The sequence below is a fragment of the Streptomyces sp. GbtcB6 genome (assembly GCF_019091475.1).
Taxonomy (GTDB): Bacteria; Actinomycetota; Actinomycetes; order Streptomycetales; family Streptomycetaceae; genus Streptomyces; species Streptomyces hyaluromycini.
Map to the genome: position 1 here is coordinate 364,598 of NZ_JAGXJL010000002.1, position 26,547 is coordinate 391,144.

General features: G+C 71.8%; 25 protein-coding genes. 18 read left to right on the plus strand and 7 right to left on the minus strand.

Features of this window, described 5'->3' with window-relative positions:
- Nucleotides 1-59 precede the first annotated feature (59 nt).
- The 4 genes from KVT45_RS04560 to KVT45_RS04575 are packed head-to-tail and all read left to right on the plus strand — an operon-like array spanning nucleotide 60 to nucleotide 4,134.
- Nucleotides 60-815, plus strand: coding sequence for a (Fe-S)-binding protein (locus KVT45_RS04560; protein ID WP_217545156.1), 756 nt, complete (start codon nucleotides 60-62; stop codon nucleotides 813-815).
- The gene (locus KVT45_RS04565; protein WP_217545157.1) at nucleotides 812-2,290 is read left to right on the plus strand and encodes a LutB/LldF family L-lactate oxidation iron-sulfur protein; all 1,479 of its coding nucleotides are present in this window, start codon (nucleotides 812-814) and stop codon (nucleotides 2,288-2,290) included. Before KVT45_RS04560 ends, KVT45_RS04565 begins: the two co-directional genes overlap by 4 nt.
- Entirely contained in the window at nucleotides 2,287-2,970 is a 684-nt protein-coding gene (locus tag KVT45_RS04570) for a lactate utilization protein C (RefSeq protein ID WP_217545158.1), read from the plus strand. Before KVT45_RS04565 ends, KVT45_RS04570 begins: the two co-directional genes overlap by 4 nt.
- A gap of 9 nt (nucleotides 2,971-2,979) precedes the next feature.
- Nucleotides 2,980-4,134, plus strand: coding sequence for a betaine/proline/choline family ABC transporter ATP-binding protein (locus KVT45_RS04575; protein WP_217545159.1), 1,155 nt, complete (start codon nucleotides 2,980-2,982; stop codon nucleotides 4,132-4,134).
- 20 nt (nucleotides 4,135-4,154) lie between these two features.
- Here the strand turns inward: KVT45_RS04575 and KVT45_RS04580 are convergent, their stop codons facing one another.
- The 5 genes from KVT45_RS04580 to KVT45_RS04600 are packed head-to-tail and all read right to left on the minus strand — an operon-like array spanning nucleotide 4,155 to nucleotide 7,732.
- A complete protein-coding gene (locus tag KVT45_RS04580; protein WP_217545160.1) occupies nucleotides 4,155-4,760 on the minus strand; it encodes a hypothetical protein in 606 nt (201 codons plus the stop codon).
- 56 nt (nucleotides 4,761-4,816) lie between these two features.
- The gene (locus KVT45_RS04585) at nucleotides 4,817-5,755 is read right to left on the minus strand and encodes an ABC transporter substrate-binding protein (protein WP_217545161.1); all 939 of its coding nucleotides are present in this window, start codon (nucleotides 5,753-5,755) and stop codon (nucleotides 4,817-4,819) included.
- Complete coding sequence (locus tag KVT45_RS04590; RefSeq protein ID WP_217545162.1) at nucleotides 5,752-6,423, minus strand: ABC transporter permease; 672 nt, start codon at nucleotides 6,421-6,423, stop codon at nucleotides 5,752-5,754. The genes KVT45_RS04585 and KVT45_RS04590 overlap by 4 nt, the downstream gene beginning before the upstream one ends.
- A complete protein-coding gene (locus tag KVT45_RS04595; protein WP_217545163.1) occupies nucleotides 6,420-7,100 on the minus strand; it encodes an ABC transporter permease in 681 nt (226 codons plus the stop codon). The genes KVT45_RS04590 and KVT45_RS04595 overlap by 4 nt, the downstream gene beginning before the upstream one ends.
- A gap of 59 nt (nucleotides 7,101-7,159) precedes the next feature.
- Nucleotides 7,160-7,732, minus strand: a complete 573-nt coding sequence (locus KVT45_RS04600; protein WP_217545164.1) for a TetR/AcrR family transcriptional regulator — start codon at nucleotides 7,730-7,732, stop codon at nucleotides 7,160-7,162.
- A 154-nt stretch (nucleotides 7,733-7,886) separates the two neighbouring features.
- Between KVT45_RS04600 and KVT45_RS04605 the strand changes: the two genes are divergently transcribed.
- Both KVT45_RS04605 and KVT45_RS04610 read left to right on the plus strand, forming a co-directional pair.
- Nucleotides 7,887-8,744: a MoxR family ATPase gene (locus KVT45_RS04605; protein WP_217545165.1), complete on the plus strand. Its 858-nt coding sequence runs from the start codon at nucleotides 7,887-7,889 to the stop codon at nucleotides 8,742-8,744.
- Nucleotides 8,741-10,147 carry a VWA domain-containing protein gene (locus tag KVT45_RS04610; RefSeq protein ID WP_217545166.1) on the plus strand — a complete coding sequence of 469 codons (1,407 nt, stop codon included), beginning with the start codon at nucleotides 8,741-8,743 and terminating at the stop codon, nucleotides 10,145-10,147. Before KVT45_RS04605 ends, KVT45_RS04610 begins: the two co-directional genes overlap by 4 nt.
- Before the next feature lie 68 nt (nucleotides 10,148-10,215).
- On the opposite strand, the gene KVT45_RS04615 is transcribed toward KVT45_RS04610, so the two are convergent.
- Nucleotides 10,216-10,581, minus strand: a complete 366-nt coding sequence (locus tag KVT45_RS04615; protein WP_217545167.1) for a cupin domain-containing protein — start codon at nucleotides 10,579-10,581, stop codon at nucleotides 10,216-10,218.
- A gap of 311 nt (nucleotides 10,582-10,892) precedes the next feature.
- Here KVT45_RS04615 and KVT45_RS04620 point away from each other — a divergent pair, with 311 nt between their 5' ends.
- From KVT45_RS04620 to KVT45_RS04645, 6 genes are all read left to right on the plus strand, one after another.
- Complete coding sequence (locus KVT45_RS04620; RefSeq protein ID WP_217545168.1) at nucleotides 10,893-12,044, plus strand: FAD-binding oxidoreductase; 1,152 nt, start codon at nucleotides 10,893-10,895, stop codon at nucleotides 12,042-12,044.
- Entirely contained in the window at nucleotides 12,041-12,340 is a 300-nt protein-coding gene (locus KVT45_RS04625) for a (2Fe-2S)-binding protein (RefSeq protein WP_217545169.1), read from the plus strand. Before KVT45_RS04620 ends, KVT45_RS04625 begins: the two co-directional genes overlap by 4 nt.
- Nucleotides 12,333-13,754, plus strand: coding sequence for an NAD(P)/FAD-dependent oxidoreductase (locus tag KVT45_RS04630; protein ID WP_217545170.1), 1,422 nt, complete (start codon nucleotides 12,333-12,335; stop codon nucleotides 13,752-13,754). Before KVT45_RS04625 ends, KVT45_RS04630 begins: the two co-directional genes overlap by 8 nt.
- 56 nt (nucleotides 13,755-13,810) lie before the next feature.
- Nucleotides 13,811-14,719, plus strand: a complete 909-nt coding sequence (locus tag KVT45_RS04635) for a dihydrodipicolinate synthase family protein (protein ID WP_217545171.1) — start codon at nucleotides 13,811-13,813, stop codon at nucleotides 14,717-14,719.
- Between the two features lie 74 nt (nucleotides 14,720-14,793).
- Nucleotides 14,794-15,795, plus strand: coding sequence for a proline racemase family protein (locus KVT45_RS04640; RefSeq protein ID WP_217545172.1), 1,002 nt, complete (start codon nucleotides 14,794-14,796; stop codon nucleotides 15,793-15,795).
- 30 nt (nucleotides 15,796-15,825) lie between these two features.
- Entirely contained in the window at nucleotides 15,826-16,533 is a 708-nt protein-coding gene (locus tag KVT45_RS04645) for a GntR family transcriptional regulator (protein ID WP_217545173.1), read from the plus strand.
- Nucleotides 16,534-16,647: 114 nt separating this feature from the next.
- On the opposite strand, the gene KVT45_RS04650 is transcribed toward KVT45_RS04645, so the two are convergent.
- Nucleotides 16,648-17,670: a LacI family DNA-binding transcriptional regulator gene (locus tag KVT45_RS04650; protein WP_217545174.1), complete on the minus strand. Its 1,023-nt coding sequence runs from the start codon at nucleotides 17,668-17,670 to the stop codon at nucleotides 16,648-16,650.
- A gap of 286 nt (nucleotides 17,671-17,956) precedes the next feature.
- Here KVT45_RS04650 and KVT45_RS04655 point away from each other — a divergent pair, with 286 nt between their 5' ends.
- The 6 genes from KVT45_RS04655 (at nucleotide 17,957) to KVT45_RS04680 (ending at nucleotide 26,536) form a co-directional block, all read left to right on the plus strand.
- Nucleotides 17,957-19,900: a glycoside hydrolase family 127 protein gene (locus KVT45_RS04655; RefSeq protein ID WP_217545175.1), complete on the plus strand. Its 1,944-nt coding sequence runs from the start codon at nucleotides 17,957-17,959 to the stop codon at nucleotides 19,898-19,900.
- A gap of 32 nt (nucleotides 19,901-19,932) precedes the next feature.
- The gene (locus tag KVT45_RS04660; RefSeq protein ID WP_308310643.1) at nucleotides 19,933-21,171 is read left to right on the plus strand and encodes an extracellular solute-binding protein; all 1,239 of its coding nucleotides are present in this window, start codon (nucleotides 19,933-19,935) and stop codon (nucleotides 21,169-21,171) included.
- Between the two features lie 7 nt (nucleotides 21,172-21,178).
- A complete protein-coding gene (locus tag KVT45_RS04665) occupies nucleotides 21,179-22,138 on the plus strand; it encodes a carbohydrate ABC transporter permease (RefSeq protein ID WP_217545176.1) in 960 nt (319 codons plus the stop codon).
- The gene (locus KVT45_RS04670; RefSeq protein WP_217545177.1) at nucleotides 22,135-22,944 is read left to right on the plus strand and encodes a carbohydrate ABC transporter permease; all 810 of its coding nucleotides are present in this window, start codon (nucleotides 22,135-22,137) and stop codon (nucleotides 22,942-22,944) included. Before KVT45_RS04665 ends, KVT45_RS04670 begins: the two co-directional genes overlap by 4 nt.
- 37 nt (nucleotides 22,945-22,981) lie before the next feature.
- Nucleotides 22,982-24,712, plus strand: a complete 1,731-nt coding sequence (locus KVT45_RS04675; RefSeq protein ID WP_217545178.1) for an RICIN domain-containing protein — start codon at nucleotides 22,982-22,984, stop codon at nucleotides 24,710-24,712.
- A 222-nt stretch (nucleotides 24,713-24,934) separates the two neighbouring features.
- Nucleotides 24,935-26,536: a serine/threonine-protein kinase gene (locus KVT45_RS04680; protein WP_217545179.1), complete on the plus strand. Its 1,602-nt coding sequence runs from the start codon at nucleotides 24,935-24,937 to the stop codon at nucleotides 26,534-26,536.
- The last annotated feature ends 11 nt before the right edge of the window (nucleotides 26,537-26,547 follow it).

The following is a 26,547-nucleotide window of genomic DNA, read 5'->3' on the forward strand; positions in this document are numbered from 1 at the left end:
GCTGATCGCACCGGCCTATTACGCTGCACTCATCCGATGATCGACCTCTAGGAGCCGCGATGCGTGTCGCCCTCTTCCTGACCTGCGTCAACGACACGCTCTATCCGGACACCGGCCGCGCCGTGGTGAAACTCCTGACCAGGCTGGGCGTCGAGGTCGATTTCCCGATGGCGCAGACCTGCTGCGGGCAGGCCCACTACAACACCGGCTACCGCCATGAGGCGGAACCACTGGCCCGGCATTTCTCCGATGTCTTCGGCGAGTACGAGGCGATCGTGACCCCGTCCGGGTCCTGTGGGGCGATGGTGCGGGAGCTGTATCCGCGGATGGGTGAACGGGCGCGGGCCGAAGGGCGCGGGAGCGGGCTGGCCGCGGCGCTGGCGCCGGTGGTGCCGAAGACGTACGAGCTGACGGAGTTCCTGGTGGACGTCCTGGGGGTGACAGACGTCGGGGCATATTATCCGCACTATGTCACATACCACCCGACCTGCCACGGGCTGCGGAGCCTGGGCCTCGCCGATCGCCCCCGCCGCCTCCTCCAGGCCGTCAAGGGCCTGGAGCTGGTGGAGCTGCCGGGCGCCGAGGAGTGCTGCGGGTTCGGCGGCACGTTCGCGCTGAAGAATGCCGACGTCTCGGCTGCGATGGGCACCGACAAGGTGCGCAACGCCGAGTCGACCGGCGCGGAAGTACTGTGCGCGGCCGACAACTCCTGCCTGATGCACATCGGCGGCACCATGACCCGGCTCGGCAGCGGGATGCGGCCGGTGCACATCGCGGAGATCCTGGCGAGCACGGAGGAGGAGCCGACCGTATGAGCGGGACCTATCTGGGGATGCCGGCCTTCCCGAAGGCCGCGCACGAGGCCGTCAACAACCCCACCCTGCGCGGGAATCTGCGCCACGCCACACACACCATCCGCGCCAAGCGGGCCAAGGCGGTCGCCGAGGTGTCCGACTGGGCCGCGCTGCGCGAGGCGGGCAAGCAGATCAAGGACCACACGCTCCGTCATCTCGACCGTTATCTGGTCCAGTTGGAGGAGGCCGTGACGGCGGCGGGCGGTACGGTCCACTGGGCCGCCGACGCCGACGAGGCGAACCGGATCGTCACCGGACTGGTCAAGGAGACCGGTGAGTCGGAGGTCGTGAAGGTCAAGTCGATGGCCACGCAGGAGATCGGGCTCAACGAGGCGCTGGAGGCCGAGGGCATCCGCGCCTACGAGACCGATCTCGCCGAGCTGATCGTGCAGTTGGGCCACGACCGGCCCTCGCACATCCTCGTCCCCGCCATCCACCGAAACCGGGGCGAGATCAGGGACATCTTCCGCAAGGAGATGGGTGAGTGGGGGCGCCCCGCACCCGAGGGCCTCACCGACACCCCGGCCGAGCTCGCCGAGGCGGCCCGGCTCCACCTCCGCGAGAAGTTCCTGCGCGCGAAGGTCGGCATCTCCGGCGCCAACTTCATGGTCGCCGAGACCGGCACCCTGGTCGTCGTCGAATCCGAGGGCAACGGGCGGATGTGCCTCACCCTCCCCGAGACGCTGATCTCGGTCGTCGGCATCGAGAAGATCGTGCCCACCTGGCAGGACCTGGAGGTCTTCCTGCAGACCCTCCCCCGCTCCTCCACCGCCGAGCGCATGAACCCGTACACCTCGACATGGACCGGCACCACCGACGGCGACGGCCCGCAGACCTTCCACCTGGTGCTCCTGGACAACGGCCGCACCGACACCCTCGCCGACGAGGTCGGCCGCCAGGCCCTGCGCTGCATCCGCTGCTCGGCCTGCCTCAACGTCTGCCCGGTCTACGAGCGGGCGGGCGGCCACGCCTACGGCTCGGTCTACCCGGGCCCGATCGGCGCCATCCTCAGCCCCCAGCTGAGGGGCATCGCGAGCGAGATCGACGCCTCCCTGCCGTACGCCTCGTCGCTGTGCGGGGCCTGCTACGAGGTCTGCCCGGTCGCCATCGACATCCCCGAGGTACTGGTGCACCTGCGCGAGCGGGTCGTGGAGGGCGGCGAGGCGGTCCGGAACGGCAACAAGGTGCTGCTCAAGCCGGCCAAGGGGCACGCGGCCGAGCGGGCTGCGATGCGGGCGGCCCGCTGGGCGTTCTCCCACCCTGTGGCCCTGCGCACCGGCCAGCGGCTCGCCTCCCGCAGCCGCCGGCTGCATCCCCGTACGCTGCCGGGCCCCGGCAGGGCGTGGAGCGGGACCCGGGACCTGCCCGCCGTACCGGCGGAGCCGTTCCGGGACTGGTGGCAGCGGACCGGCGGCGGAACGGACGGAGCGAAGTGAGCAGCAGGGAGCGGATCCTCGGCCGGGTGCGGCGGGCGCTGGCCGAGGTGCGGGACGAGGACGCGCCCGTCGAGCGGGCGTATCTGCGCGAGCACGGCGCGCGGAGCGTCGCGGAGACGGTGGATCTGCTCGCCGAGAACCTGGCGGACTACCGGGCGCTCGTGCACCGGTGCACGAAGGACGAACTGGCCGCCACGATCGGGCGGTTGGTCGCCGAGCACGGTTCGCGGACAGTGGCCGTGCCCACCGGGCTCCCCCCGGAGTGGCTCACGGCGACCGAGGCCGAGCAGGTCACGGACAGCGCCGAGACCACCCCGTACGAACTCGACCGGGTCGGCAGCGTGGTCACCGCCTGTGCGGTGGCGATCGCCGAGACCGGGACGATCGTGCTGGACGGCGGCCCGGACCAGGGCCGCCGCCGGATCACCCTGATCCCAGATCACCACATCTGTGTCGTACGGGTCCCGGAGCAGGTCGTGTCCTCCGTGCCCCAGGCCCTCGAACGACTCGACCCGGCCCGGCCGTTGACCTGGATCTCCGGTCCGTCGGCCACCAGCGACATCGAGCTGGACCGGGTCGAGGGGGTGCACGGTCCGCGCACTCTGGAGGTGGTGCTCGTCAGCGGCGACCGGTTGGGCGCCGAGGTCGACGGGCAGGCGGTCCGTAACACTCGCGGTTAACGTGAGGGAATGATCCGGTTCGAGCAGGTCACCAAGCGGTACGCGGACGGGACGACCGCGGTGGACGGCCTCTCCTTCGAGGTGGCCGAGGGCGAACTCGTCACGCTCGTCGGCCCTTCCGGCTGTGGCAAGACCACGACGATGATGATGGTGAACCGGCTCATCGAACCGACCTCGGGCCGGATCCTCGTCGACGGCGAGGACGTCGCGGGCGTCGACCCGGTGCGGCTGCGGCGCCGGATCGGCTATGTCATCCAGCAGGTTGGCCTGTTCCCGCACCGCACGATCCTCGACAACACCGCGACCGTCCCGGCCCTGCTCGGCTGGAGACGGGCCGCGGCCCGGGCTCGGGCCGCCGAACTCCTTGACCTCGTCGGCCTGGATCCGAAGACGTACGGGCCGCGCTACCCGGACCAGCTCTCCGGCGGCCAGCGGCAGCGCGTCGGCGTGGCCCGGGCGCTCGCCGCCGATCCCCCGGTGCTGCTGATGGACGAGCCGTTCGGCGCGGTCGACCCGGTGGTGCGGGAGCAGTTGCAGGACGAGTTCCTCCGGATGCAGGCCGCCGTGCGCAAGACCGTGCTGCTGGTCACCCATGACATCGAGGAGGCGGTGCGGCTCGGCGACCGGATCGCGGTGTACGGGCAGGGGCGGATCGAGCAGTTCGACACGCCGGGGGCAGTGCTGGGCAGGCCGGCCACACCGTACGTGGCCGGGTTCGTGGGCGCGGACCGCGGGCTGAAGCGGCTGTCGGTGACCGATGTCGAACCGGACGACCTGGAGCAGCCGCCGGTCGCCCGCCTGGACGAGTCCGCCGAGAGCGCCGGGGAGCGGCTGCGGGCGGAGGGCGCCCGCTGGGCGGTGGTCCTCGACACGCACGGCGACCTGCACGGCTGGGTGGGCCGGGACGAGCTGGCGGCGGGCGGCACGATCGGCGAACTCGCTCACCGGATGACCGCGTGGGTACCGGTGGGCGCCCCGCTGAAGCAGGCGTTCGGGGTGATGCTCCAGTACGACGCCGGGTGGGTCGCGGTGCTGGACGGTTCGCGTTTCCTGGGCGTGCTGACCCCGGCCAAGCTGCACGAGGCGCTGCGCCGCTCGGTGGACGCGGACGCGCGTGGCGTCTCGCGAGGGCAGGTGCCGTTCGACTCGGTCTCCGACGCCTGACCGACGGGGTCCGGTGCTCGTCAGCAGTACGTCATCGGGCAGCCGCGGCGCAGCGAGTGCTGGGCGGCCCGCAGGTACAGGGCGACGTAGAAGGCGGCGTCCAGGTCCTCGCCCCAAGGGCCCGGGTGGGCAGCAGCCACGTCCTTGGCCGGGCCGTCCAGGAACCACATCGTCAGGTCGAGGTTGTCGCAGGCCTCCGGTATCCGGTGGACAGGAAGCCCGATCGCCGCCGCCAGCCGCTGTGCGAGGGCGAGCACCTCGGGTGCGCCGGCTACCACCGTCTCGTCGGTGTAGGCGGATGGGAGGGGCAGCCGGATCTCCTCGTCGAGCGAGAAGGGCACCAGCACCGACCAGCCGAGCAGGAAATCCCCTTCCTGCGGCGACAGGTGTTCCCGGCACAGGGCGCCGAACCCGTCCATGGGCGGCACCAGTTTCTCCTCGAACGACAGCCCCGAGCCGCGGACGAAGGCGGCCGCCTCGGGCACCGACTCGTACGGCGCCAGCCCGCGCCGTCGCAGCTCCTCGTCGAGGGCCGCGGCGAGGGTGCCCTTGCCGCCCTCGTCCTCGTCGCCCTCGTCCCCTTCGAGCCACTCCTGTGCACCGACACTCACCAGATAGATCCCCATGCCCCGAACGTATCGCCCGCCACTGACAACGGGCCCGGCCGTGACGTCACCGGCCGTCACTTCAGCAGGCCCTTGTCCCGCAGACAGGTCCGGGCCACGTCCTGGGCCAGCCGCCGCCAGCTGTCGACCTGCTGGTTCATCGAGGCCAGGTCGGCGGTCGTCAGGACCTCGTTGAGCTTGCCGAGTGCCTTGGTGACCCGCTCGCTGCCGGCCCGGGCGCGGTTGACGACCGGGACGACGTAGTCGGCGTTCTGCAGATGCCTGTCGTCGGCGAGGAGGACCAGCCCGAACTGGTCGAGCGTCGCGTCGGTGGTCGTGGTGAGCACCATCTGGTCCTGCCCGTTCTGCACGGCCCGTTTGGCCTGGGTGGTGCCGACGCCCTTGGGGTCGACGCCGGTGATGTCGATGCCGTAGACCTTCTTCAGCCCGGGTTCGCAGTACGGCCGTTGGACGCATTCGTCGCCCGCCGCGAGCCGCACCTTCAGCCCCGAGGCACCGAGGTCGCCGAGCGTCCTGAGGTGGTGCTGCCGGGCGTAGGCGGCGGTGACCGCGAAGGCGTTCTGATCCACCGCCCGCCCCGGGTCGAGGACGGTGAGGCCACGGGGTGTGGCGAGGCGGCGCAGTGCCTTCATCGTGGTGGCGAGGTCGGGCGAGCCCACGGGTGGCGCGTCGGGGCCGTTGGTCTTGGCGTTGAGCCAGTCGGCGAAGGTGGCCGCGTATTCGGGGACGATGTCGATCTGCCCGGACTCCAGGGCGGGTTCGTAGAGTTCGCGGTTGGCGACGGTGATCAGGGAGGTCTTGTACCCGGCCTGGTCGAGGAGCTGGGCGTACATCTGGGCGAGCAGGTCGCTCTCGGTGAAGCCGGCGGAGCCGATGGTCAGGTGCTTGCTGTCGCCCGGGGGTGCGGTGACCGCGCCGCGGTTCTCCAGGGAGGGACCGGTGGTGCAGGCGGTGAGGGTGAGGAGTACGGCGCCGGCCGCCGTGCGAAGTCTCATCGTGAGCCCCGCAGCCAGACCGGGGCGAGCCGTTCGGCGAGTTCGAAGACGCCCTCGACGATCAGGGCGAACCCGGCGACCAGCATCGCTCCGGCGACCACCATGGGCGTACTCGCCAGGTTGAATCCCGCGGTGATGATCCGGCCGAGTCCGCCGCCGCCGGCGAGCGCGGCGATGGTGGCGGTGGCGACGAGCTGGACGGCGGCGATCCGTACCCCGGTGAGGATCATGGGGAGCGAAAGGGGCAGTTCAACGTGAAACAGCAGCTGTCGCCCGGTCATCCCCATCCCCCGCGCGGCCTGCACGATGCTGCGGTCGACCTCGCGCATGCCGACGTAGGCGTTGGTGAGCAGGGGCGGTACGGCGAACAGCACCAGGGCGACCACGGTGGGGCCCTCGCCCCATCTGCCGATCGGGGTGAGGAGGAGCAGCACCAGGACGGCGAAGGTGGGGACGGCCCGGCCGACGTTGGAGATGTTCACGGCGAGCGCACCGCCCTTGCCGAGGTGGCCGAGGACCAGCGCGACCGGGAGCGCGATCAGGCAGCTGATGACCAGGCAGACGACGGTGAGGACGAGGTGCTGGAGGAGCCGGTGCCCGATGCCGTCGTCGCCGGCCCAGTGCGCGGAGTCGGTGAGCCAGGCCCAGGCGTCGGTGAGCGTCTTCACGCGCGGGCCGCCCGCGTCCACGGGGTGAGCAGCCGCTGCACCGCTAGCAGCAGCAGGTCGGCGACGACGGCGATCAGTACGCAGAGCACGGAGGCGGTGAGCACCTGGGCCTTGAAGTAGGTGTTCATGCCGGCGTAGATCAGGTTGCCGAGTCCGCCGAAGCCGACGATCGCGCCGACGGTGACCAGGGAGACCGCGGAGACGGTGGCGATGCGCAGGCCGGCCATCGCGGCGGGCAGGGCGAGGGGCAGTTCGACGGTGAGCAGGAGGCGGATCGGGCCGTAGCCCAGGCCGCGGGCGGCCTGCCGGGTCTCCTCGGGGACGGCGCGCAGGCCCGCGAGGATGTTGCGGACGAGCAGGGTCAGTGAGTAGAGCACCAGGCCGGCGACGACGAGGGTGGCCGAGAGCCCGTACAGGGGCAGCAGCAGGGAGAACATCGCCAGGGACGGGATGGTGTAGAGGATGGTCGTGACACCGAGGACGGGAGCGGCCGACCAGCGCCAGCGGCGGGCGAGTACGGCCAGCGGAACGGCGATGACGAGTCCGATGAGCACCGAGACCGCGGTGAGCCGGAGGTGCTGGCCGACGGCGTCGAGGAGGATCTGGCGGCGGCTGGTCAGATAGGCGCCGCAGATCCACTCGTTGCGCGCGAGGCAGTCGTCCGGGGGCGCGGTCACGCCTCCATTGCATCGGGCGGGCGACCGGCCCGGCGCGTTGTGGTGATCCGTCCGGGCGGCTACTTCACGCCGGCCGCGTCCAGCAGTGTGGTCACCGTCCGGGTGACCAGTCCGTCGTCGAGGTGCTCGATGCGAGCGCCGGCCCGGGCGCTCGCCCCGTCGAAGATCAGCATGAGCTGCCGGGCGAGCAGGGCCGGATCCGCCGCACCGCCCTGTTCGGCCTGCTCCTCGAAGTAGCCCTGCAGCAGTTCCTTGGCGGCTCGGGCCACCGCGCTCGCGGGATGCTCGCTGTCCTTCAGTTCGACCAGGACGGCGAGGTACGGGCAGCCGCAGTAGCCGGGAGCGGCCGCGTTCTCCTCCACCCGCCGGAACACGTACCCGATCCGTTCGCGAGGGGTGGCCGTCTCGGTGTCCGGGGACCTGAGCTGGGCCTCGTACCAGGGCCTGCGCCGCTCCAGGCTGGCGGCCAGCACCTCGTCCTTGCTGTCGAAGAGCTGGTACATCGAGCGCTTCGAGACCCCGGCCGACCTGCACAGCGCCTCGACGCCGATGGAGACGCCGTCGCGGTAGAAGAGCTCGGCGGCGGCGTCGAGCAGGCGGTCACGGGGGGACGCCTTGTCTGTGGTGGCCATAGGGCCGAGGTTACCGCGCACGGTGATGTGAGGAAACCGATCGGTATACAGGGTGGCAGGGGAGGTGAACAAGCGCTTAGATAGGAACCCGGACCTGTTCCCGCGTGCGTTCTGCCTGCGCGCGTTCCACGACCCTGATCAGCCGGAGGCCCCGTTGTTCACTTCCGTCGACGACGTCTCCGCCCGCCTCGCGGAGACCGGCTACCTCGCCTCCCCCGCCGTCGCCACCACCGTCTTCCTGGCCGACCGGCTCGGCAAACCGCTCCTCGTCGAGGGCCCCGCCGGAGTCGGCAAGACCGAGCTGGCCAAGGCCGTGGCCGCGGTGGCCGGGGCCCGGCTGGTGCGGCTGCAGTGCTACGAGGGCGTGGACGAGTCCCGGGCGCTGTACGAGTGGAACCACGCCAAGCAGCTGCTGCGGATCAGCGCCGGCCGGGACGAGACCTGGGACGAGGCCCGCACCGACATCTTCAGCGAGGAGTTCCTGCTCCCCCGCCCGCTGCTCACCGCGATCCGGGGCGACGACCCCAAGGTGCTGCTGATCGACGAGACCGACAAGGCCGACGTCGAGGTGGAGGGCCTGCTCCTGGAGGTGCTCAGCGACTTCCAGGTGACGGTCCCCGAGCTGGGCACGGTCACCGCGACCCGCCGCCCCTTCGTCGTCCTCACCTCGAATGCCAGCCGTGAGCTCTCCGAGGCGCTGCGCCGCCGCTGCCTGTTCCTGCACATCGGCTTCCCGGACGAGGAGCTGGAGCGCCGGATCGTACGGCTGAAGGTGCCGGAGCTCACCCAGGCGCTCACCGAGTCCGTCGTCCGGGTGGTCGGGGCGCTGCGGGCGATGGACCTGCGCAAGGTCCCCTCGGTGGCGGAGACCATCGACTGGGCGCGCACCCTGCTGGCCCTGGGCGCCGACACGCTGGACGAGCAGGTCGTAGGGGATTCCCTGGGCGTGATCCTCAAGCACCAGGACGACATCCAGAAGGCGGCCGCCAAGCTGGACCTGGACGCGCTGTGAGCACACCGGCCCACGTACCGACCGACGCTCCTGCCGATGCCCCGGCCGACCTCGCCGACCGGCTGACGGGTCTGGTCGGCGCGCTGCGGGCGCACGGGGTGCGGGTCGGCACCGGGGAGACCGTGGACGCGGGCCGGGCGGTGGCGGCGCTGGGTCTGGCGGACCGGGAGCTGCTGCGCGAGGGGCTGGCCGCGACCCTGCTGCACGTCGCCGGCCAACGGACCGTGTTCGACCAGGTCTTCGACCTCTACTTCCCGCGCGGGGTGGGCGGGCCCGGCGGTGCGTCCGGCGGCGGGCCCGGCGACCGGGAGGAGCTGCGGGAGCGGCTCGCGGCCGCGCTGGCGGACGACGACACCGCGCTGCTGCGGCAGTTGGCGGCCGAGGCCGTGGACGGCCTGGGCGGATACGGGAGTTCGCCGGGCTCGGACGGCTGGTCGTCGTACCAGACCCTGGACCGGCTGCGGCCGCAGACGCTGCTCGCGCGGGTGCGGGCGGACGTCCGGGCGCGGGGCGGCGGCACGGGGTTCGCGGACCGGCTGCTCGACGACGAGATCCGGCGGCGGATCGAGGCCTTCCGGGGCATGGTCGCGGCGGAGGCCCGGCGGCGGGTGGCCGAGCGGCGCGGACGGGACCAGATCGCCCGGCGGGCGGTGGCGCCGAGCGCCGACCGGGTGGACTTCCTGTCCGCCGGGCGGGAACAGCTGACCGAGTTGCGCAGGACCGTACAGCCGCTGGCGCGGAAGCTGGCCACCCGGCTGGCCGCGCGCCGCCGCCGGGCCGCGCGGGGCACCATCGACCTGCGGCGCACCCTGCGCGGCTCGCTCTCGACGGGCGGGGTGCCGATGCGGCCGGTACTGCGCAGGCGCCGGCCGGTCCGCCCCGAGCTGGTGCTGCTGTGCGATGTCTCCGGCTCGGTGTCGGGGTTCTCCGATTTCACGATGCTGCTGGTACAGGCGCTCCACGACCAGTTCAGCAAGATCCGGGTGTTCGCGTTCGTCAACCGGATCGACGAGGTGACCGGCCTCCTGGAGCACGGCCGGGCCGATCCGGAGGGGCTCGGCGCCCGGATCCGCGCCGAGGCGACGCTCACCGGCTGGCACGGCAGCAGCGACTACGGCGTCGCGCTCGGCGAGTTCGCGGAGCGGTACGGCGCCGCGGTGGGCCCGCGCACCACGGTGTTCGTGCTCGGCGACGCCCGCACCAACAACCTCGACCCGAACCTCGCCGCCGTCCGCCGGATCGCCGGACAGGCGCGGCGCGTGTACTGGCTGAACCCCGAGCCGCTCTCCCTGTGGGGCACCGGCGACTCGGCCGCGCCGGACTACGCGGAACTGGTGGAGATGCACGAGTGCCGCACCGCCCGCCAGCTCGGCGGGCTGATCGCGCGGCTGCTGCCGGTGTGACGGTGTGACACACCGGATGCCGTCACCTACAGAAGGTGATGGCATCCGCTGGGCACCCCAGCCCTTCCTCAGCCCTCTTTGGCCTTCGCGTAGCCCGTCGCCATGCCGCCGGCGAAGTCGTACACGATGCACTGCTCGTCCCCCACGACCCAGGCATCGTGCCCCGCCGGAAGGACGAAGACGTCGCCGGGGCCGATCTCGCCCTCGCCGCCGTCGTCCATGACGAGGTGCATCCTGCCCTGCACCACATAGCCGTTGTGATGGACCATGCAGCTCTCGGTGCCCGCGATCGGCGCCACCGACTCCGACCAGCGCCAGCCCGGCTCGAAGGTGGCGATGGCGAAGTCGAGGCCGGTCATGTGCACGGCCTCCAGGTGACCGCGGGGGAAGTCGCGCCGCTCGTCCGGCTTGTCGACCGTCTTGATCTCCAGCATGACGGTTCCTCCCTTCGAACTCCCGTCCACCACTCCATCGTCTTCCTGTCAACTCGGGAGCGCCATTCGGGACGTCGATCAGCTCCGCGGGGGCGGTGACGGGCACCGGCTCACCGCCGGCCGCGGACGCCTGTTCGGCGCGGCGGCGCACGGCGAACACCGCGCAGGCGCAGGCGAGGACGAGCAGGCCGCCGGCGAGGGCGGATACAACGCCCGTGACAGGCGGGGGAATTCGTACCGCCGTGGCGGACCGGCGGGCAGCCGGCGCCGGCGGTCTTCCCCTGCTTTGTGCAATGTGACATATTACTGCCGTGAGCATGCGACTGACCTGCGACGTCGTAGTGATCGGGGCGGGCATGGCAGGCGCCGCCTGCGCCCTGTACGCGTCCCGGGCGGGTCTGGACGTCGTCGTGGTGGATCGCGGCCCGGTGGCCGGCGGCACGACCGGGGCGGGCGAGGGCAACCTGCTCGTATCCGACAAGGAGCCGGGACCCGAGCTGGAACTCGCCCTGCTGTCCGGCCGGTTGTGGACCCGCCTGGCCGGGGAGCTGGGTGACCGGATCGAGTACGAGCCCAAGGGCGGGGTGGTCGTCGCCGCCGATCCCGAAGGGCTGGCCGCCCTGGAGAGGTTCGCGGCCGGGCAACGGGCCGCCGGGGTGACGGCGGAGAACGTCGCCGCTGATCAACTCCACGAGCTGGAACCGCACTTGGCACCCGGCCTGGCGGGCGGAGTCCGCTATCCCCAGGACGCCCAGGTGATGCCGACGCTGGCCGCCGCGCATCTCCTACGGACCTCGGGCGCCCGTCTGTCGACCGGCCGTACGGTGACGGAGGTGCTGTACGGCGCCGGCGGTGCCGTCCGCGGTGTCCGTACCGACCAGGGCGACATCCACGCCCCGGCCGTGGTGAACGCGGCCGGGACCTGGGGCGGCGAGGTGGCCGCCCTCGCCGGTGTGCACCTGCCCGTCCTCCCCCGGCGCGGCTTCGTCCTGGTCACCGAGCCGTTGCCGCGCCGGGTACGGCACAAGGTGTACGCCGCCGACTATGTGGCCGACGTGGCCAGCGACTCGGCGGCCCTGCAGACCTCGCCGGTCGTCGAGGGCACGGCGGCCGGGCCGGTCCTGATCGGCGCGAGCCGGGAACGCGTCGGCTTCGACCGGTCGTTCTCCCTGCCGGCCGTACGGGCGCTGGCGGCGGGCGCGACCCGGCTGTTCCCGTTCCTGTCCGGGGTCCGGGCGATGCGCACCTACCTGGGTTTCCGACCGTATCTGCCCGACCACCTCCCCGCGATCGGCCCCGACCCCCGTGCGCCGGGCCTCCTCCACGCCTGCGGGCACGAGGGCGCGGGCATCGGACTCGCCACCGGTACCGGGCAGTTGATCGCCCAGGTGCTGAGCGGCAAGAACCCCGAGCTGGACCTGACCCCGTTCCGTCCCGAGCGTTTCGGCGAGGAGGCCGTGTGAACCCCCTGAAGCTGGCGCGGGCCCGGCCGGGCCCCGCCTTCACCGTCACCTTCGACGGCCGCGAGCTCGTGGCGCTGCCCGGCCAGACGGTCGCGGCCACGCTCTGGGCGTCCGGTGTCACGTCCTGGCGGACCACCCGCGGCGAGGGCCGTCCGCGCGGGGTCTTCTGTGGGATCGGCATCTGCTTCGACTGCCTGGTCACCGTCAACGGCCGCCCCAACCAACGGGCTTGTGTGGTGCCCGTGCATCCGGGCGATGCGATCCGTACGCAGCGGGGCACGGGGCACGATGACTGACGCGACCCGGCCGGAGTCGTCACCCCGACTCGCCGTGATCGGCGCGGGCCCGGCCGGTCTCGCCGCCACCCTGGCCGCCGCCCGGCACGGGCTGCGCGTCACCCTGGTCGACGCGGCGCCGGAGGCCGGCGGTCAGTTCTACCGGCAGCCCGCCGCCGGGCTCGGCGCCCGCCGCCCGCAGGCACTGCACCACCGGTGGCGCGACTGGGAGCGGCTGCGCGACGGCCTCGACCGGCACATCACGGCAGGCCTGGTCGTGCATCTGCGGGACCATCACGTGTGGTGCGTGACGCGGCGCCGGTCCGGTTTCACCGTGCACGCGCTGCTCGGCCCCGAGCAGGAGCGGCCCGTCGAGGTGCGCGCGGACGCGGTACTGCTCGCGACCGGCGGCTACGAGAAGGTGCTGCCGTTCCCCGGCTGGACGCTCCCCGGTGTCGTCACGGCGGGCGGCGCGCAGGCCATGCTGAAGGGCGGACTGGTGCTGCCGGGCCGAACGGCGGTCGTCGCCGGCACCGGACCGCTGCTGCTGCCGGTCGCGACCGGGCTCGCGGCGGCGGGCGCCCGGGTGGCGGCCCTGGTGGACTCCGCCGACCCGCGGGCCTTCGTACGGCGCTCACCGGCGCTGGCCGCCCAGCCGGCCAAGCTCGCCGAAGGCGCCGGCTACGCGGCCCGGTTGCTGCGACACGGGGTGCGCACCCAGGTCCACCACACCGTGGTCGAGGCGCACGGCGACCAGCGGCTCGAAGCCGTCACCGTCGCCGCGCTCGACACCGCGGGCCGGGTACGGCCGGACACCCGGCGGCGCATCGGCTGCGACACCCTGGCCGTCGGACACGGCATGCTCCCGCACACCGACCTCGCCGACGGCCTGGGCTGCCGGATCGACGGGGTCGCGGTGCACGTGGACGACGAGCAGCGCACCGACGTGCCGGGGGTGTGGGCCGCAGGCGAGGCGACCGGCGTCGGCGGCGCGGTCCTCGCCCTCGCCGAGGGCCGCATCGCGGGCTGGTCGGCTGCCGCGCGGCTGTCGGGCCGGGAGCCGGACCCGCGCGGCTGGGCAGGGGCCGACCGGGCCCGTGCGGGTCTGCGGCGGTTCGCCGCGGCGATGGACGACGCCTACGCGCCGCCCGCGCACTGGGCCGAGCAGGTCACGGACGACACGGTCGTCTGCCGCTGCGAGGAGGTCACCGGCGGGGCCGTCCGGCGGGCCGTGACCGAACTGGGCGCCGCAGATGTACGGACCGTCAAACTGCTCACGCGGGCCGGGATGGGCTGGTGCCAGGGGCGGATGTGCGGGCCCGCGGTCGCGGGGCTCGCCGGTTGCCCGCAGACGGCGGATCGCAGGCCGTTCGCCCGGCCGGTGCCGCTGGGGGTGCTCGCGCAGGCGGGCAGCGCCGCCGACGACGAACAGTGATATGTCACATACCACCCGGACCACGCCGCCCACCCCGACCACCCGGAGGAGCCCTGATGTCCACCCCTCACCCCCACCCCCACCCCCACCCCTGGCGAGGCGTCCTCGTAGCCACCGCCCTCCCGCTCGGCGACGACCTCTCCGTCGACTACGACAAGTACGCCGAGCACTGCGCCTGGCTGGTCGGGAACGGCTGCGACGGCGTCGTACCGAACGGCTCGCTCGGTGAGTACCAGGTGCTCACGCCCGAGGAGCGCGCCAAGGTCGTCGAGACCGCCGTGGCCGCGGTCGGCGGGGCGCGGGTCATGCCCGGGGTCGCCGCCTACGGCTCGGCCGAGGCCCGCCGCTGGGCCGAGCAGGCCCGGGACGCCGGCTGCGCGGCCGTGATGCTGCTGCCGCCCAACGCCTACCGCGCCGACGAGCGTTCGGTCCTGGCGCACTACGCGGAGGTCGCCAGGGCGGGGGTGCCCGTCGTGGCGTACAACAACCCCATCGACACCAAGGTCGACCTGGTCCCGGAACTCCTCGCCAAGCTGCACGGCGAGGGGTACGTCCAGGCCGTCAAGGAGTTCTCGGGCGATGTCCGGCGCGCCTACCAGCTGGCCGAACTGGCGCCGGAACTGGACCTGTTGATCGGTGCCGACGACGTGCTGCTGGAGCTGGCGGTGGCGGGCGCCAAGGGCTGGGTGGCCGGATACCCCAACGCGCTGCCGGCCGCGACGGTCGAGTTGTACCGCGCTGCGGTGGGCGGGGACCTGGACACCGCCAAGCGGCTGTACGAGCAGTTGCATCCGTTGCTGCGCTGGGACTCCAGGGTCGAGTTCGTCCAGGCCATCAAGCTGTCCATGGACATCGTCGGCCGCCACGGCGGCGCCTGCCGCCCGCCGCGCGTGCCGCTGCTGCCCGAGCAGGAGGCCGTGGTCCGCGCGGCCACCGAGAAGGCCGTCGCGGCCGGACTGGCGTGACCGTCGACCGTCGACCGGCCCCGGACCTCCGACCCCCGACCCCCGACCCCCGACCCCCGACCCCCAGGAGCGTCATGCGCAGCAAACTCGTCCTGCACGCCGTCGACTCGCACACCGAGGGCATGCCCACCCGGGTGATCACCGGCGGGATCGGGACCATCCCCGGCGCGACCATGAACGAGCGGCGGCTGTACTTCCGTGAACACCGCGATCACATCAAGCAGTTGCTGATGAACGAGCCGCGCGGGCACTCCGCGATGAGCGGGGCGATCCTGCAGCCGCCGACCCGGCCCGACTGCGACTGGGGCGTGGTCTACATCGAGGTCTCCGGCTATCTGCCGATGTGCGGGCACGGCACGATCGGCGTGGCGACCGTGCTCGTGGAGACCGGGATGGTGGAGGTCGTCGAGCCGGTCACCACGATCCGGCTCGACACCCCGGCCGGCCTGGTCGTCGCCGAGGTGGCGGTGGAGGACGGCGCGGCGAGGAACGTCACGCTGCGGAACGTGCCGTCGTTCTCCGTCGCGCTGGACCGGAAGATCGAGCTCGCTGACGGACGGTCAGTGACATATGACATGGCATACGGCGGCAACTTCTACGCCATCCTCCCCCTGGACGAGTTCGACCTCCCCTTCGACCGCACCCGAAAGGACGACATCCTCCGGGCGGGCCTGTCCCTCATGGAGGCGATCAACGCGGAGGCGGAGCCGGTCCACCCCGAGGATCCGTCCATCCGCGGCTGTCACCACGTCCACCTGGTCGCACCCGGCGCCACGGCCCGCCGTTCCCGGCACGCGATGGCCATCCACCCCGGCTGGTTCGACCGCTCCCCCTGCGGTACCGGTACCAGCGCGCGGATGGCCCAACTGCACGCCCGCGGCGAACTCCCCCTGGACACCGAGTTCGTGAACGAGTCGTTCATCGGCACCCGGTTCACCGGCCGGCTCCTCGGCACCACCGAGGTGGCGGGTCTCCCCGCCGTCCTGCCCAGCTTCACCGGCCGTGCCTGGATCACCGGCACCGGCCAGTATCTGCTGGACCCGACCGACCCGTTCCCGGCCGGATTCGTACTCTGATTCCCTCGACGACCCTCCAGGAGTTCCACCATGGCCGACCGGCCCAGCAGCACGCCCACCGCCGCCAAGCCCGCCATTCCGTCGCTCGGCGGCCGGAAACCGAACTTCCGGGAGCGGGTCGTGGACGTCCTGCGTGCCGCGCTGATCGCCGGTGAGCTGCGCCCTGGCGAGGTGTACTCGGCGCCGGGGCTCGCCCCTCGCCTGGGCGTCTCCGCGACCCCGGTGCGCGAGGCCATGCTGGAACTGGTGAAGGAGGGCATGGTCGAGATCGTTCCGAACAAGGGGTTCCGGGTCACCGCCGTCTCCGAGAAGCAGCTCGACGAGTACACGCAGGTCCGGTCCCTGATCGAGATTCCGACGACCGTCGCCCTCGCGGCGACCGCCGACCCGGATGACCTGGAGGCGCTGCGCCCGGTGGCCCTGGAGATCGTCACCTCGGCCGTGAAGGGCGACCTCATCGCGTACGTCGAGGCCGACCTGGCCTTCCATCTGGGGCTGCTGGCGCTGGCGGGCAACGACCATCTCGTCGAGGTGGTACGGGACTTGCGGCGCCGTTCGCGGTTGTACGGGCTGACGGCGCTGGTGGCGGCGGGACGTCTGAAGGCCTCCGCCGAGGAGCACCTGGAGCTCCTCGACGCTCTGCTGGCCCGCGACGAGCGGGCCGTGCGCGAGATCATGACCCGCCACCTGGGCCATGTCCGCGGCCTGTGGGCGGCCCGGCGGCCCGAGCACGGCTGAGAGTTCCTGCCGACCACGTCCCGGGGTGGGCGAGTTCGGCGCCGTGATCGTGGATGTCGGTGCCGGAGACGGCCACTTCGGCGTCGCGGGTGAGGAATCGGCGTACGTCCGCCGTCAGGTCGACTCGCGCACCACCAGGCGGCACGGCACCGTGTGCACCCCGGGCTCCGGCTCCGCGTCGATGGCCTGGAGGAGCCGGAGCGCGGCGATCCGCCCGATCTCGGCCAGGTTCATGTCGACGGTGGTGAGCGGCGGCCGGCAGGCGAGGGCCATCGTGTCCCAGTTGTCGTAGCCGACCACGGCGATGTCCCCCGGCACGTCCTTGCCGCGCTCGCGCAGCGCGTCCGCGACCCCTCGGGCGATCTGGTCGTTGCCGCAGAAGACGGCGTCCGTGTCGGGTGCCGTCCGCAGCACCGCGTCGGCGGCGCGCCGCCCCCAGGCCTCGCTCCACTCCCCGAAGTGCACGCGTCCGGCGGCGAGTCGGAGGTCCGCCTCGGCCAGGTGCTCGACGGCGTGCCGGGCGCGGTCGCGGGCGGCCTGGTGGTGCTCGGGTCCGGTGACATGGGCGATGCGGGTACGACCGGTGGCGAGCAGGTGCTCGACGGCGAGGCGGGCGCCGCCGCGGTCGTCGGTGACGACGGAGGTGTCGGCGGGGTCGGTCGACGGGGAGAGGGCGTAGACGACCGGGATCGCCGGGTCGATGCCGGTCAGCGGCGGGCGGGGGTCGGTGCGGCGGCCGGCGACGATGATGCCGTCGACCCGGCGGTCGGTGAGGGTGCGCAGATGGTGCTGCTCGCGGATGGCGTCGCCGCGGGTGTCGCAGAGCAGGACGGAGATCTTCCCGGCGCCCAGCGCGTCCTCGGCACCGAGCAGGACCGGGGTGCTGAAGCGGCCGATGCCGTCCGTCGTCATCAGGCCGACCGTCCAGCTGCGGCCGCTGTGCAGGCTCTGCGCATGCTGGTTGGGCCGGAAGCCGAGCGCCTCCACCGCGTCCAGCACCCGCTGCCGGGTCTCCGGGCGCATCCGGCCTGCGCCGTTCAGCGCCTTGGACGCCGTACCGACGCTGACGCCGGCGAGCGCGGCGACATCGGCGAGCCTGGCCCGGCTGGCGGGCGGAGAGCCTGGAGCAGAGGTCACGGGCAAACCTTTTCCTGTACGGGTCCTCGGTGCCGCCGCGGGCCTCCCGACGGCAGAGCCGCCCCACATCGTCGCAGCCGCCCACCCGGAGTGCCAGTCCCTCCGGGCAACTTGAAAAAACTGCGCCGGGCGTCTTGACCCCTTTCCTTGGCTGCCCTGTACTTCTCGGCGAGAAAACGGTTGCTCAAAACAGTTCCCCACCGCCCCGTGCTCGACATTCCAAACGACGTTCGATATTTCGAAGCGAGCGTCCAGGCACCCCGTCCCTCCCCCACCTCGGAGAGCCATGCCCCGCACCCGCTCCGCCCTGCCCTCCCCCGCCGGCCCGGTCCGTCTCACCCCCGACGCCCGTACCGCGCTGCGCCCGGCGGCCGGCACCGTCGACGGCGGCTTCTGGTACGACCGGCGCGCGACCAACGCCCGTGTCTCCCTGCCGCAGGGCCCGGACCTGCTGGAGTCCGCCGGGAACCTGCACAACCTGCGGCTGGCGGCCTCCGCGCCGGAGGCGCTGTCGGACCCAGCGGCCGACGGCGCGTTCCAGGGCGCGTACCCGTTCGTCGACACGGACGTCTACAAGTGGCTGGAGGCGGCGTCCTGGCATCTCGCCCAGGGCACCGACGAAGCACTGGCCGCGGACGTGGCACGGATCATCGACCTGGTGGCCGCGGCCCAGCAGCCCGACGGCTATCTCAACACCTGGTTCCAGCTGGTCAAGGGCGGTGAGCGGTACCAGGACCTGCGCTGGGGGCACGAGCTGTACTGCGCCGGCCATCTGATCCAGGCCGCCGTGGCCCATCACCGGGCCACCGGTCGCACCGAACTCCTCGACGTGGCAAGAAAGTTCGCCGACCACATCGACTCGGTGTTCGGTCTCCCCGGCAGCGGCAGGCCCGTCGACGGCATCGACGGCCACCCGGAGGTGGAGACGGCCCTGGTGGAGCTGTACCGGGAGACCGGCGAGCGCCGGTTTCTCGACCTGGCGGGCTACTTCGTCGACCGGCACGGCCACGGCCTGCTCGGCGGCGCGGCCTACTGCCAGGACCGGGTCCCGGTGCGCGAGGCGACGGACGTCGAGGGGCACGCCGTACGACAGTTGTACCTGCTGGCGGCCGCCGCGGACCTGGCGGCGGAATCCGGGGATGCCGAACTCCGGGCAGCCTGCGAGCGGTTGTGGCACGCCATGACGACCACCAAGACCCATCTCACCGGCGGTCTCGGCGCGCACCACGACCAGGAGGACTTCGGCGACCCCTACGAACTCCCCAACGAGCGTGCCTACTGCGAGACCTGCGCCGCGATCGCCTCCGTCCAGTGGAGCTGGCGCATGGCCCTGCTCACCGGCGAGGCGCGCTACTCCGACCTGATCGAACGCACCCTCTACAACGGCTTCCTGGCCGGGGTCTCGCTGGACGGCGAGCGCTGGCTGTACGTCAACCCGCTGCAGGTCCGCGACGGCCACACCGACACCGGTGGCGACCAGTCGGCCCGTCGCACCCGCTGGTTCCGCTGCGCCTGCTGCCCGCCCAACGTGATGCGGCTGCTGGCGAGTCTGGAGCACTACCTGGCGTCGAGCGACGAACAGGGCCTGCAGATCCACCAGTTCGTCACCGGGACGTACACGACCGAGCGGGTCCGGGTGCGCGCCGAGACGGACTATCCCTGGCACGGCACGATCGCGTTCACCGTCGAGGAGACCCCGTCCGACGACCCCTGGACGCTGTCGCTGCGCATCCCGCAGTGGTGCCGGGAGTTCCGGGTGCGGTGCGGGGAGGAGACGTACGACCCCGCGGTGGACGACGGCTGGCTGCGGCTGTCGCGTACCTGGACGCCGGGCGACCGGGTGGTCCTGGAACTCTCCATGGAACCCCGGCTCACCGCCGCCGACCCACGCGTGGACGCCGTACGCGGCTGTGTGGCGATCGAGCGCGGGCCGCTCGTGCACTGCCTGGAGCAGGTCGACCATCCGGGCGGCGGCCTTGACGACATCGTCCTCGACCCGTCCCGTCCGCTCGCCGTGAAGCACCGCCCGGACCTGCTCGACGGTGTCACCACCGTGGTGGCCGCGGGCCGGCGGCGCCGCCTCCCCGACCGGGGCTGGTGGCCGTACGCCCCCGCCCACGGCGTTTCTCCGGAACCCGACGGCGAGCCCGTCGAGTTGACCGCGATCCCGTACCACGTCTGGGCCAACCGCGAGGACGGCAGCATGCGCGTCTGGCTCCCCACCTCCTGAGACACCCCGTCCTACGACAACGAGGTCACCCCGTGATACCCACCCGCCGTACCCTCATGGCCGTCGCCACGGCCGCTCTTCTCCCGCTCACCGCCTGCGGTGGCGGTTCCGGCTCCTCGGGATCGTCGTCCTCGGCCGGCGGGACGTACACCTTCTGGGACCCGTACCCGCAGTTCGACGCCTCCTCGGACTGGGGCAGGCAGGTCACCGCGTGCGGCAGCGCGGCCGGGGTGAAGCTCAAGCGGACCTCGTACGACACCACCGACCTGGGCAACAAGGCGCTGCTGGCCGCGCAGCAGGGAAACGCACCGGACGTGATGCTGGTCGACAACCCGGTGGTCTCCACGCTGGTGGCGGCGGGGATCCTCAACAAGACCGGCGACCTCGGCCTCGACACCTCGTCGATCCAGCAGAACATCATCGGAGCCGGCACGATCGACGGCGCCTCCTACGGTGTCCCGATCGGCGCCAACACCCTCGCGCTCTACTACAACAAGAAGGTCCTCTCCGCGGCCGGCGTCGACCCGGTCTCCGTCAAGGACTGGGCGTCGCTCACGGCCGCGCTGAAGAAGGTCAAGGCGGCCGGGAAGAAGGGGATCACCTTCTCGGCGATCAACACCGAGGAGGGCAGCTTCCAGTTCCTGCCGTGGTTCTGGGGCGCGGGCGGCGACCTGACAAAGCTCGACTCGGCCAAGGGAGTTGCCGCGCTGTCGCTGTGGAAGCAGTGGGTGGACGCGGGGTACGCGCCGAAGGACGTGCTGCAGAACACCCAGACCACCAGCTGGCAGGAGTTCGCGACCGGGGACTACGCGTTCGGGGAGAACGGCACCTGGCAGCTCGGCAACGCCGACAAGGCCGGATTCGGCTACGGCGTCATCAACATCCCCGCACAGAACGGCGGTTCGGCGCCGGTGCCGACGGGCGGCGAGTTCGTCACCGTGCCCGTGCAGCAGGACACCTCGCGCTACGACGTCAGCAAGAAGATCGTCGGCTGTCTGACCAGCCAGTCCAACCTGCTGGCCACCGACACCACGCTGATGTACGTGGCGCCGACCGCCGCGGTGCAGACCGAACAGGTCGCGAAGAACGCGGAGTTGAAGCCGTGGGTGGCGGCGGTCGCGGCGGCGCGGGGCCGGACCAGCGGCGGTCTCGGCACCAAGTACCCGACCATCTCGCAGCCCCTGTGGACGGCCGTCCAGTCGGCGCTCTCCGGTGGCAAGAGCCCGCAGGACGCCCTGGCGGCCGCCCAGTCCAGCGCGCAGAAGGGCTAGGTCCGGCATGACCGTCGCCCGGGTCGACCGACCGCGGCGAGCACCGGCCGCCGCGGCGCGGGCGAGCGGCACCGGCGCCCGCTCCCTGCGCCGCAGGCGGCAGCTGACCGCGCTCGCCTTCCTGACCCCTCTGATCGCCTACCTCGCCGCCTTCTACGTCTATCCGCTCTACCGCAACCTCGATCTGAGCCTGCGCGACTACACCGTGCGCTCCTTCGTGGCGGGCGACGCGCCGTTCTCCGGCTGGGACAACTTCCGCACGGTGCTGGACGATCCGACGTTCGGACCGGCGATGCGGCACACCATGGTCTTCACCTTCGTGTCGATCGCCTTCCAGTACGTGATCGGGCTCGCTCTCGCGGTCTTCTTCAACCGGCACTTCCGGCTGTCGAGCGTGCTGCGGGCGCTGTTCCTGATCCCCTGGCTGCTGCCGCTGATCGTGTCGGCGTCGACCTGGTCGTGGATGTTCAACAGCGAGTCGGGAGTGGTGAACTACTTCCTGCACTTCTTCGGCGTGGCACCCGTCGGCTGGCTGACCGCACCGGACTGGGCGCTCGCGTCGGTGATCATCGCCAACATCTGGATCGGCATCCCCTTCAACCTGGTCATCCTGTACAGCGGCCTGCAGAACATCCCGGGTGAGCTGTACGAGGCGGCGGCCCTGGACGGGGCGGGCGGCTGGCAGCAGTTCCGCCGGATCACCTTCCCGCTGCTGCGCCCGGTGTCGGCGATCACCCTGCTGCTGGGGCTCGTCTACACGCTCAAGGTGTTCGACCTGATCTGGATCATGACCAAGGGCGGGCCGGGCGACGCCTCCTCCACCCTGGCCACCTGGTCGTACCAGCTGGGCTTCGGCACGCTGCTGCCCAGGTTCGGTCCCGGTGCCGCCGTCGGCAACATCCTGATCCTCATCGCCCTGGTCTTCGGCCTCCTCTACATCCGCGTCCAGAGGAGGCAGGAAGCATGAAGTCGCGCGGCTACACCTTGATCGGCCTCTGCCTCACCGCGCTGATGCTGTTCCCGGTGTACTGGATGCTCAACGTGTCCCTCACCCCGCAGCAGGACATGCGCAAGGACCCGCCGGACCTGCTCCCGCTGCACCCGACCTTCGAGGGCTACCGAGCGGTTCTCGACGACCAACTCCCCTACCTGGGCACCAGCTTGCTGATCGGGATCGGCACGGTCGCCCTCACTCTGCTGATCGCCGCCCCGGCCGGCTACGCACTGGCGAGGTTGCGGCCACGCGGCGGCGGTGCACTCGAACTGGCCCTCCTCATCGCACAGATGATCCCCGGGATCGTCATGGCGATGGGCTTCTACGGCATCTTCCTGGACCTGGGTCTGCTCAACTCCTGGTGGGGACTGATCGTCGCGGACTCCACCATCGCCGTGCCCTTCGGCGTCATGATCTTCACCGCGTTCATGTCGGGCATCCCCGGTGAACTCCTCTCGGCCGCCCGGATCGACGGCGCCGGAACCTGGCGCACCTTCCGCTCGGTCGTCCTCCCGCTGAGCCGCAACGCGATCGTCACCGTCTCGCTGTTCGGCTTCCTGTGGGCCTGGTCCGACTTCGTCTTCGCCAACACCCTGGACGGCGGCGGCAGTTGGAAGCCGATCACGCTCGGCATCTACAAGTACATCGGCAACAACAACCAGGAGTGGAACGCGATCATGGCCACCGCCGTCGTCGCGTCGGTCCCCGCGGCCGTCCTCCTGGTCCTCGCCCAGCGCTACGTGGCCGCGGGCGTGACCGCGGGCGCGGTGAAGGACTGAACCACGAACTCCCCTACTCGCTGAGGAGATCCATGCCATGAGCCGCATCACCCTCAGACTCACCCTCGGTGCCGTGGCGGTCGCCGCCGCCCTCGGCACCGCCGCCCCCGCCCAGGCAACGCCCACCTCCTCGACCACCCTCGTGGTGAGCGCGAACCAGACCTTGCGCCCGGTCACCCATGCGGCATCGGGCAGCCTGTACGGCCTGGACACGGCGAGCGTCCCGGCGGACAGCCTCGTCGAGCCGCTGAAGCCGAACACCTTCGTACAGATGGCTCCCGGCGGCAGCCAGCTGCCCAACGGCGAGCCCAGCCCCGGCGGTGACGCCCTCGTCGTCGCACCCGAGGCCGCCAGGGCCGGCGCCAAGGTCGTCGTACGCATGCCGGACTGGTATCCCGACTTTCCCTATAAATGGGTGAGCTGGAGCGACTGGCGGTCCGCCGTGGACAAGCAGGTCGCCTCGGTGAAGTCCTCCGGCACCACCAGCATCTCCGCGTACGAGTTGTGGAACGAACCCGACTGGACCTGGGACACCTCGGCGGCCGGCAGCTTCGACTCCGGGTGGGCGACGACGTACCAGGAGGTCCGCGCGAAGGACGCCGGCACCCCGATCCAGGGCCCGAGTTACTCGGCGTGGAACCAGAGCTGGATGAGCACGTTCCTCACCGACGCCAAAGCGAGCGGCACCGTGCCCGACATCGTCTCCTGGCACGAGCTGCAGGGCTCGCAGAACATCGCCGCCCATGTCGCCGCCTACCGCGCCCTGGAGACCAGCCTCGGCATCAGCGCCCGGCCGATCGCCATCGAGGAGTACGGCACCACAAGCGAGGTCGGCGTCCCCGGACCGCTCGCGAGCTATGTCGCCAAGTTCGAGCGAGCCGGGGTCCACGACGCCGAACTGGCCTTCTGGAACCACTACGGCACCCTCGGCGACACCCTCACCGACACCGACGGCTCGCCCAACGGGGCGTACTGGCTCTACAAGTGGTACGGCGACATGTCGGGGAACATGCTGGTCACCACGCCTCCGGCGCAGACCGGCATCGACGGCTTCGCCTCCCGCAACGGCGCGGGCAACCAGATCAGCGTGGTCACCGGCGGCTGCACCGGCTCGTGTGCCGTCACCGTCAACGGACTGTCGTCACTGTCCGCCTTCGGCAGCACCGTGCACGTCAAGCTGGAGTACACGCCGTCCAAGGGCCGTACGACCGCCGTCTCCGGGCCGGTCACCATCTCGGACACCGACTACCCGGTCAGCGGCGGCTCGATCACCATACCGGTGACGATGAACGCCTCCGACGGCTACCACCTGACCATCACCCCGAGCGGCACCGCCACCTCGCTGGCCGGTCGCTACCAGATCACCAACAAGAACAGCGGCCTCGCCCTGGACACCAGCGGCGCGGGCACCACCCAGGGCACCGCCGTCGTCCAGGCTGCCTCCACCACGGGCACCGACCAGAACTGGACGCTGGTGGCCGCGGGCAACGGCCTCTACAAGATCCAGCAGCAGGCGAGCGGACTGCTCCTCGGCATCACCAACGCGGGCACCGGCGACGGCGGCACCGCCCTGATCTGGGGTGACAACGGCACCGCCGACCACCTCTGGCAGCTGATCCCGTCCGGCGACGGCTACTACAAGATCGCCAACTACAACAGCGGGCTGCTGCTCGGGGTGACCAACATGAGCACCTCCTCCGGCGCCCAGGTCCTCCAGTGGGACGACAACGGCACCGCCGACCACCTGTGGAGACTGACGGCACGCTGACGTATGCCGTAGTGAGCCCGAGCACACCCGTGCGCGGCGACGATCGGCAATCGTTGCCCCGCACAGCCCTCTCCGATTGATTCACAGCCGAAAAGACCCGGTCGACCCCACCTTCCCAGGAGTACAGCTCCGGCAGTCGACAGATCCGAACAGGTGACCAGCAACGCGCGGTTATCGTGACGGGACTCATCGAACGCGGACAGAGCTGGCGGAGGACGGGCGGTGTCGGACGAGGGGCGGCTGGTCGCCGGGCGGTACCGGCTGACCGAACGGATCGGACGCGGCGGCATGGGCACCGTATGGCGGGCCGAGGACGAGGTGCTGGGGCGACAGGTCGCGCTCAAGCAGCTGCATCCCCGCCCGCACCTGTCCGACGACGAACTGGCCACCCTCTACGAACGCACCCGCCGCGAGGCCCGCAGCGCCGCCCGGGTCGTCCACCCCAACGTGGTCGTCGTGCACGACGTGGTGGACGACGACGGCCGCCCCTGCGTCGTCATGGAGTACGTCGCCGCACCCACCCTCGCCGACCTCCTCGACGGCGGCCGGACGCTCCCGCCCGAGGAGGCCGCCCGGATCGGCCTCGGCATGATCGGCGCGCTGCGCGCCGCGCACGCCGCCGGCGTCCTGCACCGGGACGTCAAGCCCGGCAACGTGCTGCTCGGCCCGGGCGACCGGATCGTGCTCACCGACTTCGGCATCGCGCTGACCGCCGGCTCGTCGACGCTCACCCAGACCGGCCAGATGGTCGGCTCGATCGCCTACATGGCCCCGGAGCGGCTGCGCGGCCTGACCCCGGGACCGGCCTCGGACCTGTGGTCGCTGGGGGCCACGCTGTACCAGACGGTGGAGGGCCGGCCGCCGTTCCGGCGCGGCACCGCGATGGAGACGGCGTACGCCATCGTCACCGACCCCGTCGAGCCGATGAAGCAGGCTGGCCCGCTGGAGCCGCTCGTCCAGCTGCTGCTCGCCAAGGACCCGGCGGACCGTCCCTCGGCCGAGCAGACGGAACGCGCGCTGCTGGCGACCTGGTCGGGAGCGAGCGCGGAGGCGACGCGGCGACAGCCGACGGAGCAGGTGCCGGCCGGGGCGCGGACGACCGGACCGGTGACCACCGAGCCGCAGCCGACCGGCCCGGTCCGTGCCGAGCCGGTTTACGCCGAACCGGTACACGCCGGGCCGGTGCGCGGGGCCGCCGGTGCAGGTAGCCGGCGGCGGCGCGCCCGGCGTGGCCGGCTCGTCCTGGTGGCCGTGGCGGTCACCCTCGCGGCGGCCGCCGCGGTCACGGCGGCCCTCGTGCTCCCGCGCACACCCGCCGACAAGCACCCGGCGACGACGCCAAGGACGACGACGGCGAGCTCGCCCCCCTCTCCCTCTCCCCTCCCCCAGGGCTACCACCTCGTCACCGACAAGGCCCTCGGCGTCTCCTTCCCCGTCCCCGACGGTTGGACCGCCGGCACCCGCGCCACCGACGAGGTCACCTACAAGGACCCGACCGGCCTGGCCGGCGTCACCATCGGCATGGTGGAACCGGCCGGCGCGAACCCCGTCACCCATTTGGCCGACATCGAGGCGAACACCAAGGTCAACTACCCGACCTACCGCAGGCTGCGGATGCAGCGGACCGCCTTCCGCGGGCAGCCGGCCGCGATCTGGGAGTTCACCTTCCGGGGCCGGGCCCGCGTCTTCCGCGCCATCGACCTGGGCTACGGCACGGAGGGCGGCCGCGAGTACGACATCTACCTCTCCGCGCCGGACGCGAAGTGGGACACCTACCGGCCGGTCTTCGACAACCTGAGGGACGGATTCCGTACGACCGGCTGACCGCTCGGCAA

Excerpts from the sequence above, each read along its gene's own strand:
- KVT45_RS04560 (WP_217545156.1), top strand. The coding sequence starts at position 60 with ATGCGTGTCGCCCTCTTCCTGACCTGCGTCAACGACACGCTCTATCCG.
- KVT45_RS04565 (WP_217545157.1), top strand. The coding sequence starts at position 812 with ATGAGCGGGACCTATCTGGGGATGCCGGCCTTCCCGAAGGCCGCGCAC.
- KVT45_RS04575 (WP_217545159.1), top strand. The coding sequence starts at position 2,980 with ATGATCCGGTTCGAGCAGGTCACCAAGCGGTACGCGGACGGGACGACC.
- KVT45_RS04580 (WP_217545160.1), bottom strand. The coding sequence starts at position 4,760 with ATGGGGATCTATCTGGTGAGTGTCGGTGCACAGGAGTGGCTCGAAGGG.
- KVT45_RS04585 (WP_217545161.1), bottom strand. The coding sequence starts at position 5,755 with ATGAGACTTCGCACGGCGGCCGGCGCCGTACTCCTCACCCTCACCGCC.
- KVT45_RS04600 (WP_217545164.1), bottom strand. The coding sequence starts at position 7,732 with ATGGCCACCACAGACAAGGCGTCCCCCCGTGACCGCCTGCTCGACGCC.
- KVT45_RS04615 (WP_217545167.1), bottom strand. The coding sequence starts at position 10,581 with ATGCTGGAGATCAAGACGGTCGACAAGCCGGACGAGCGGCGCGACTTC.
- KVT45_RS04630 (WP_217545170.1), top strand. The coding sequence starts at position 12,333 with ATGACTGACGCGACCCGGCCGGAGTCGTCACCCCGACTCGCCGTGATC.
- KVT45_RS04635 (WP_217545171.1), top strand. The coding sequence starts at position 13,811 with ATGTCCACCCCTCACCCCCACCCCCACCCCCACCCCTGGCGAGGCGTC.
- KVT45_RS04640 (WP_217545172.1), top strand. The coding sequence starts at position 14,794 with ATGCGCAGCAAACTCGTCCTGCACGCCGTCGACTCGCACACCGAGGGC.
- KVT45_RS04645 (WP_217545173.1), top strand. The coding sequence starts at position 15,826 with ATGGCCGACCGGCCCAGCAGCACGCCCACCGCCGCCAAGCCCGCCATT.
- KVT45_RS04655 (WP_217545175.1), top strand. The coding sequence starts at position 17,957 with ATGCCCCGCACCCGCTCCGCCCTGCCCTCCCCCGCCGGCCCGGTCCGT.
- KVT45_RS04665 (WP_217545176.1), top strand. The coding sequence starts at position 21,179 with ATGACCGTCGCCCGGGTCGACCGACCGCGGCGAGCACCGGCCGCCGCG.
- KVT45_RS04670 (WP_217545177.1), top strand. The coding sequence starts at position 22,135 with ATGAAGTCGCGCGGCTACACCTTGATCGGCCTCTGCCTCACCGCGCTG.
- KVT45_RS04675 (WP_217545178.1), top strand. The coding sequence starts at position 22,982 with ATGAGCCGCATCACCCTCAGACTCACCCTCGGTGCCGTGGCGGTCGCC.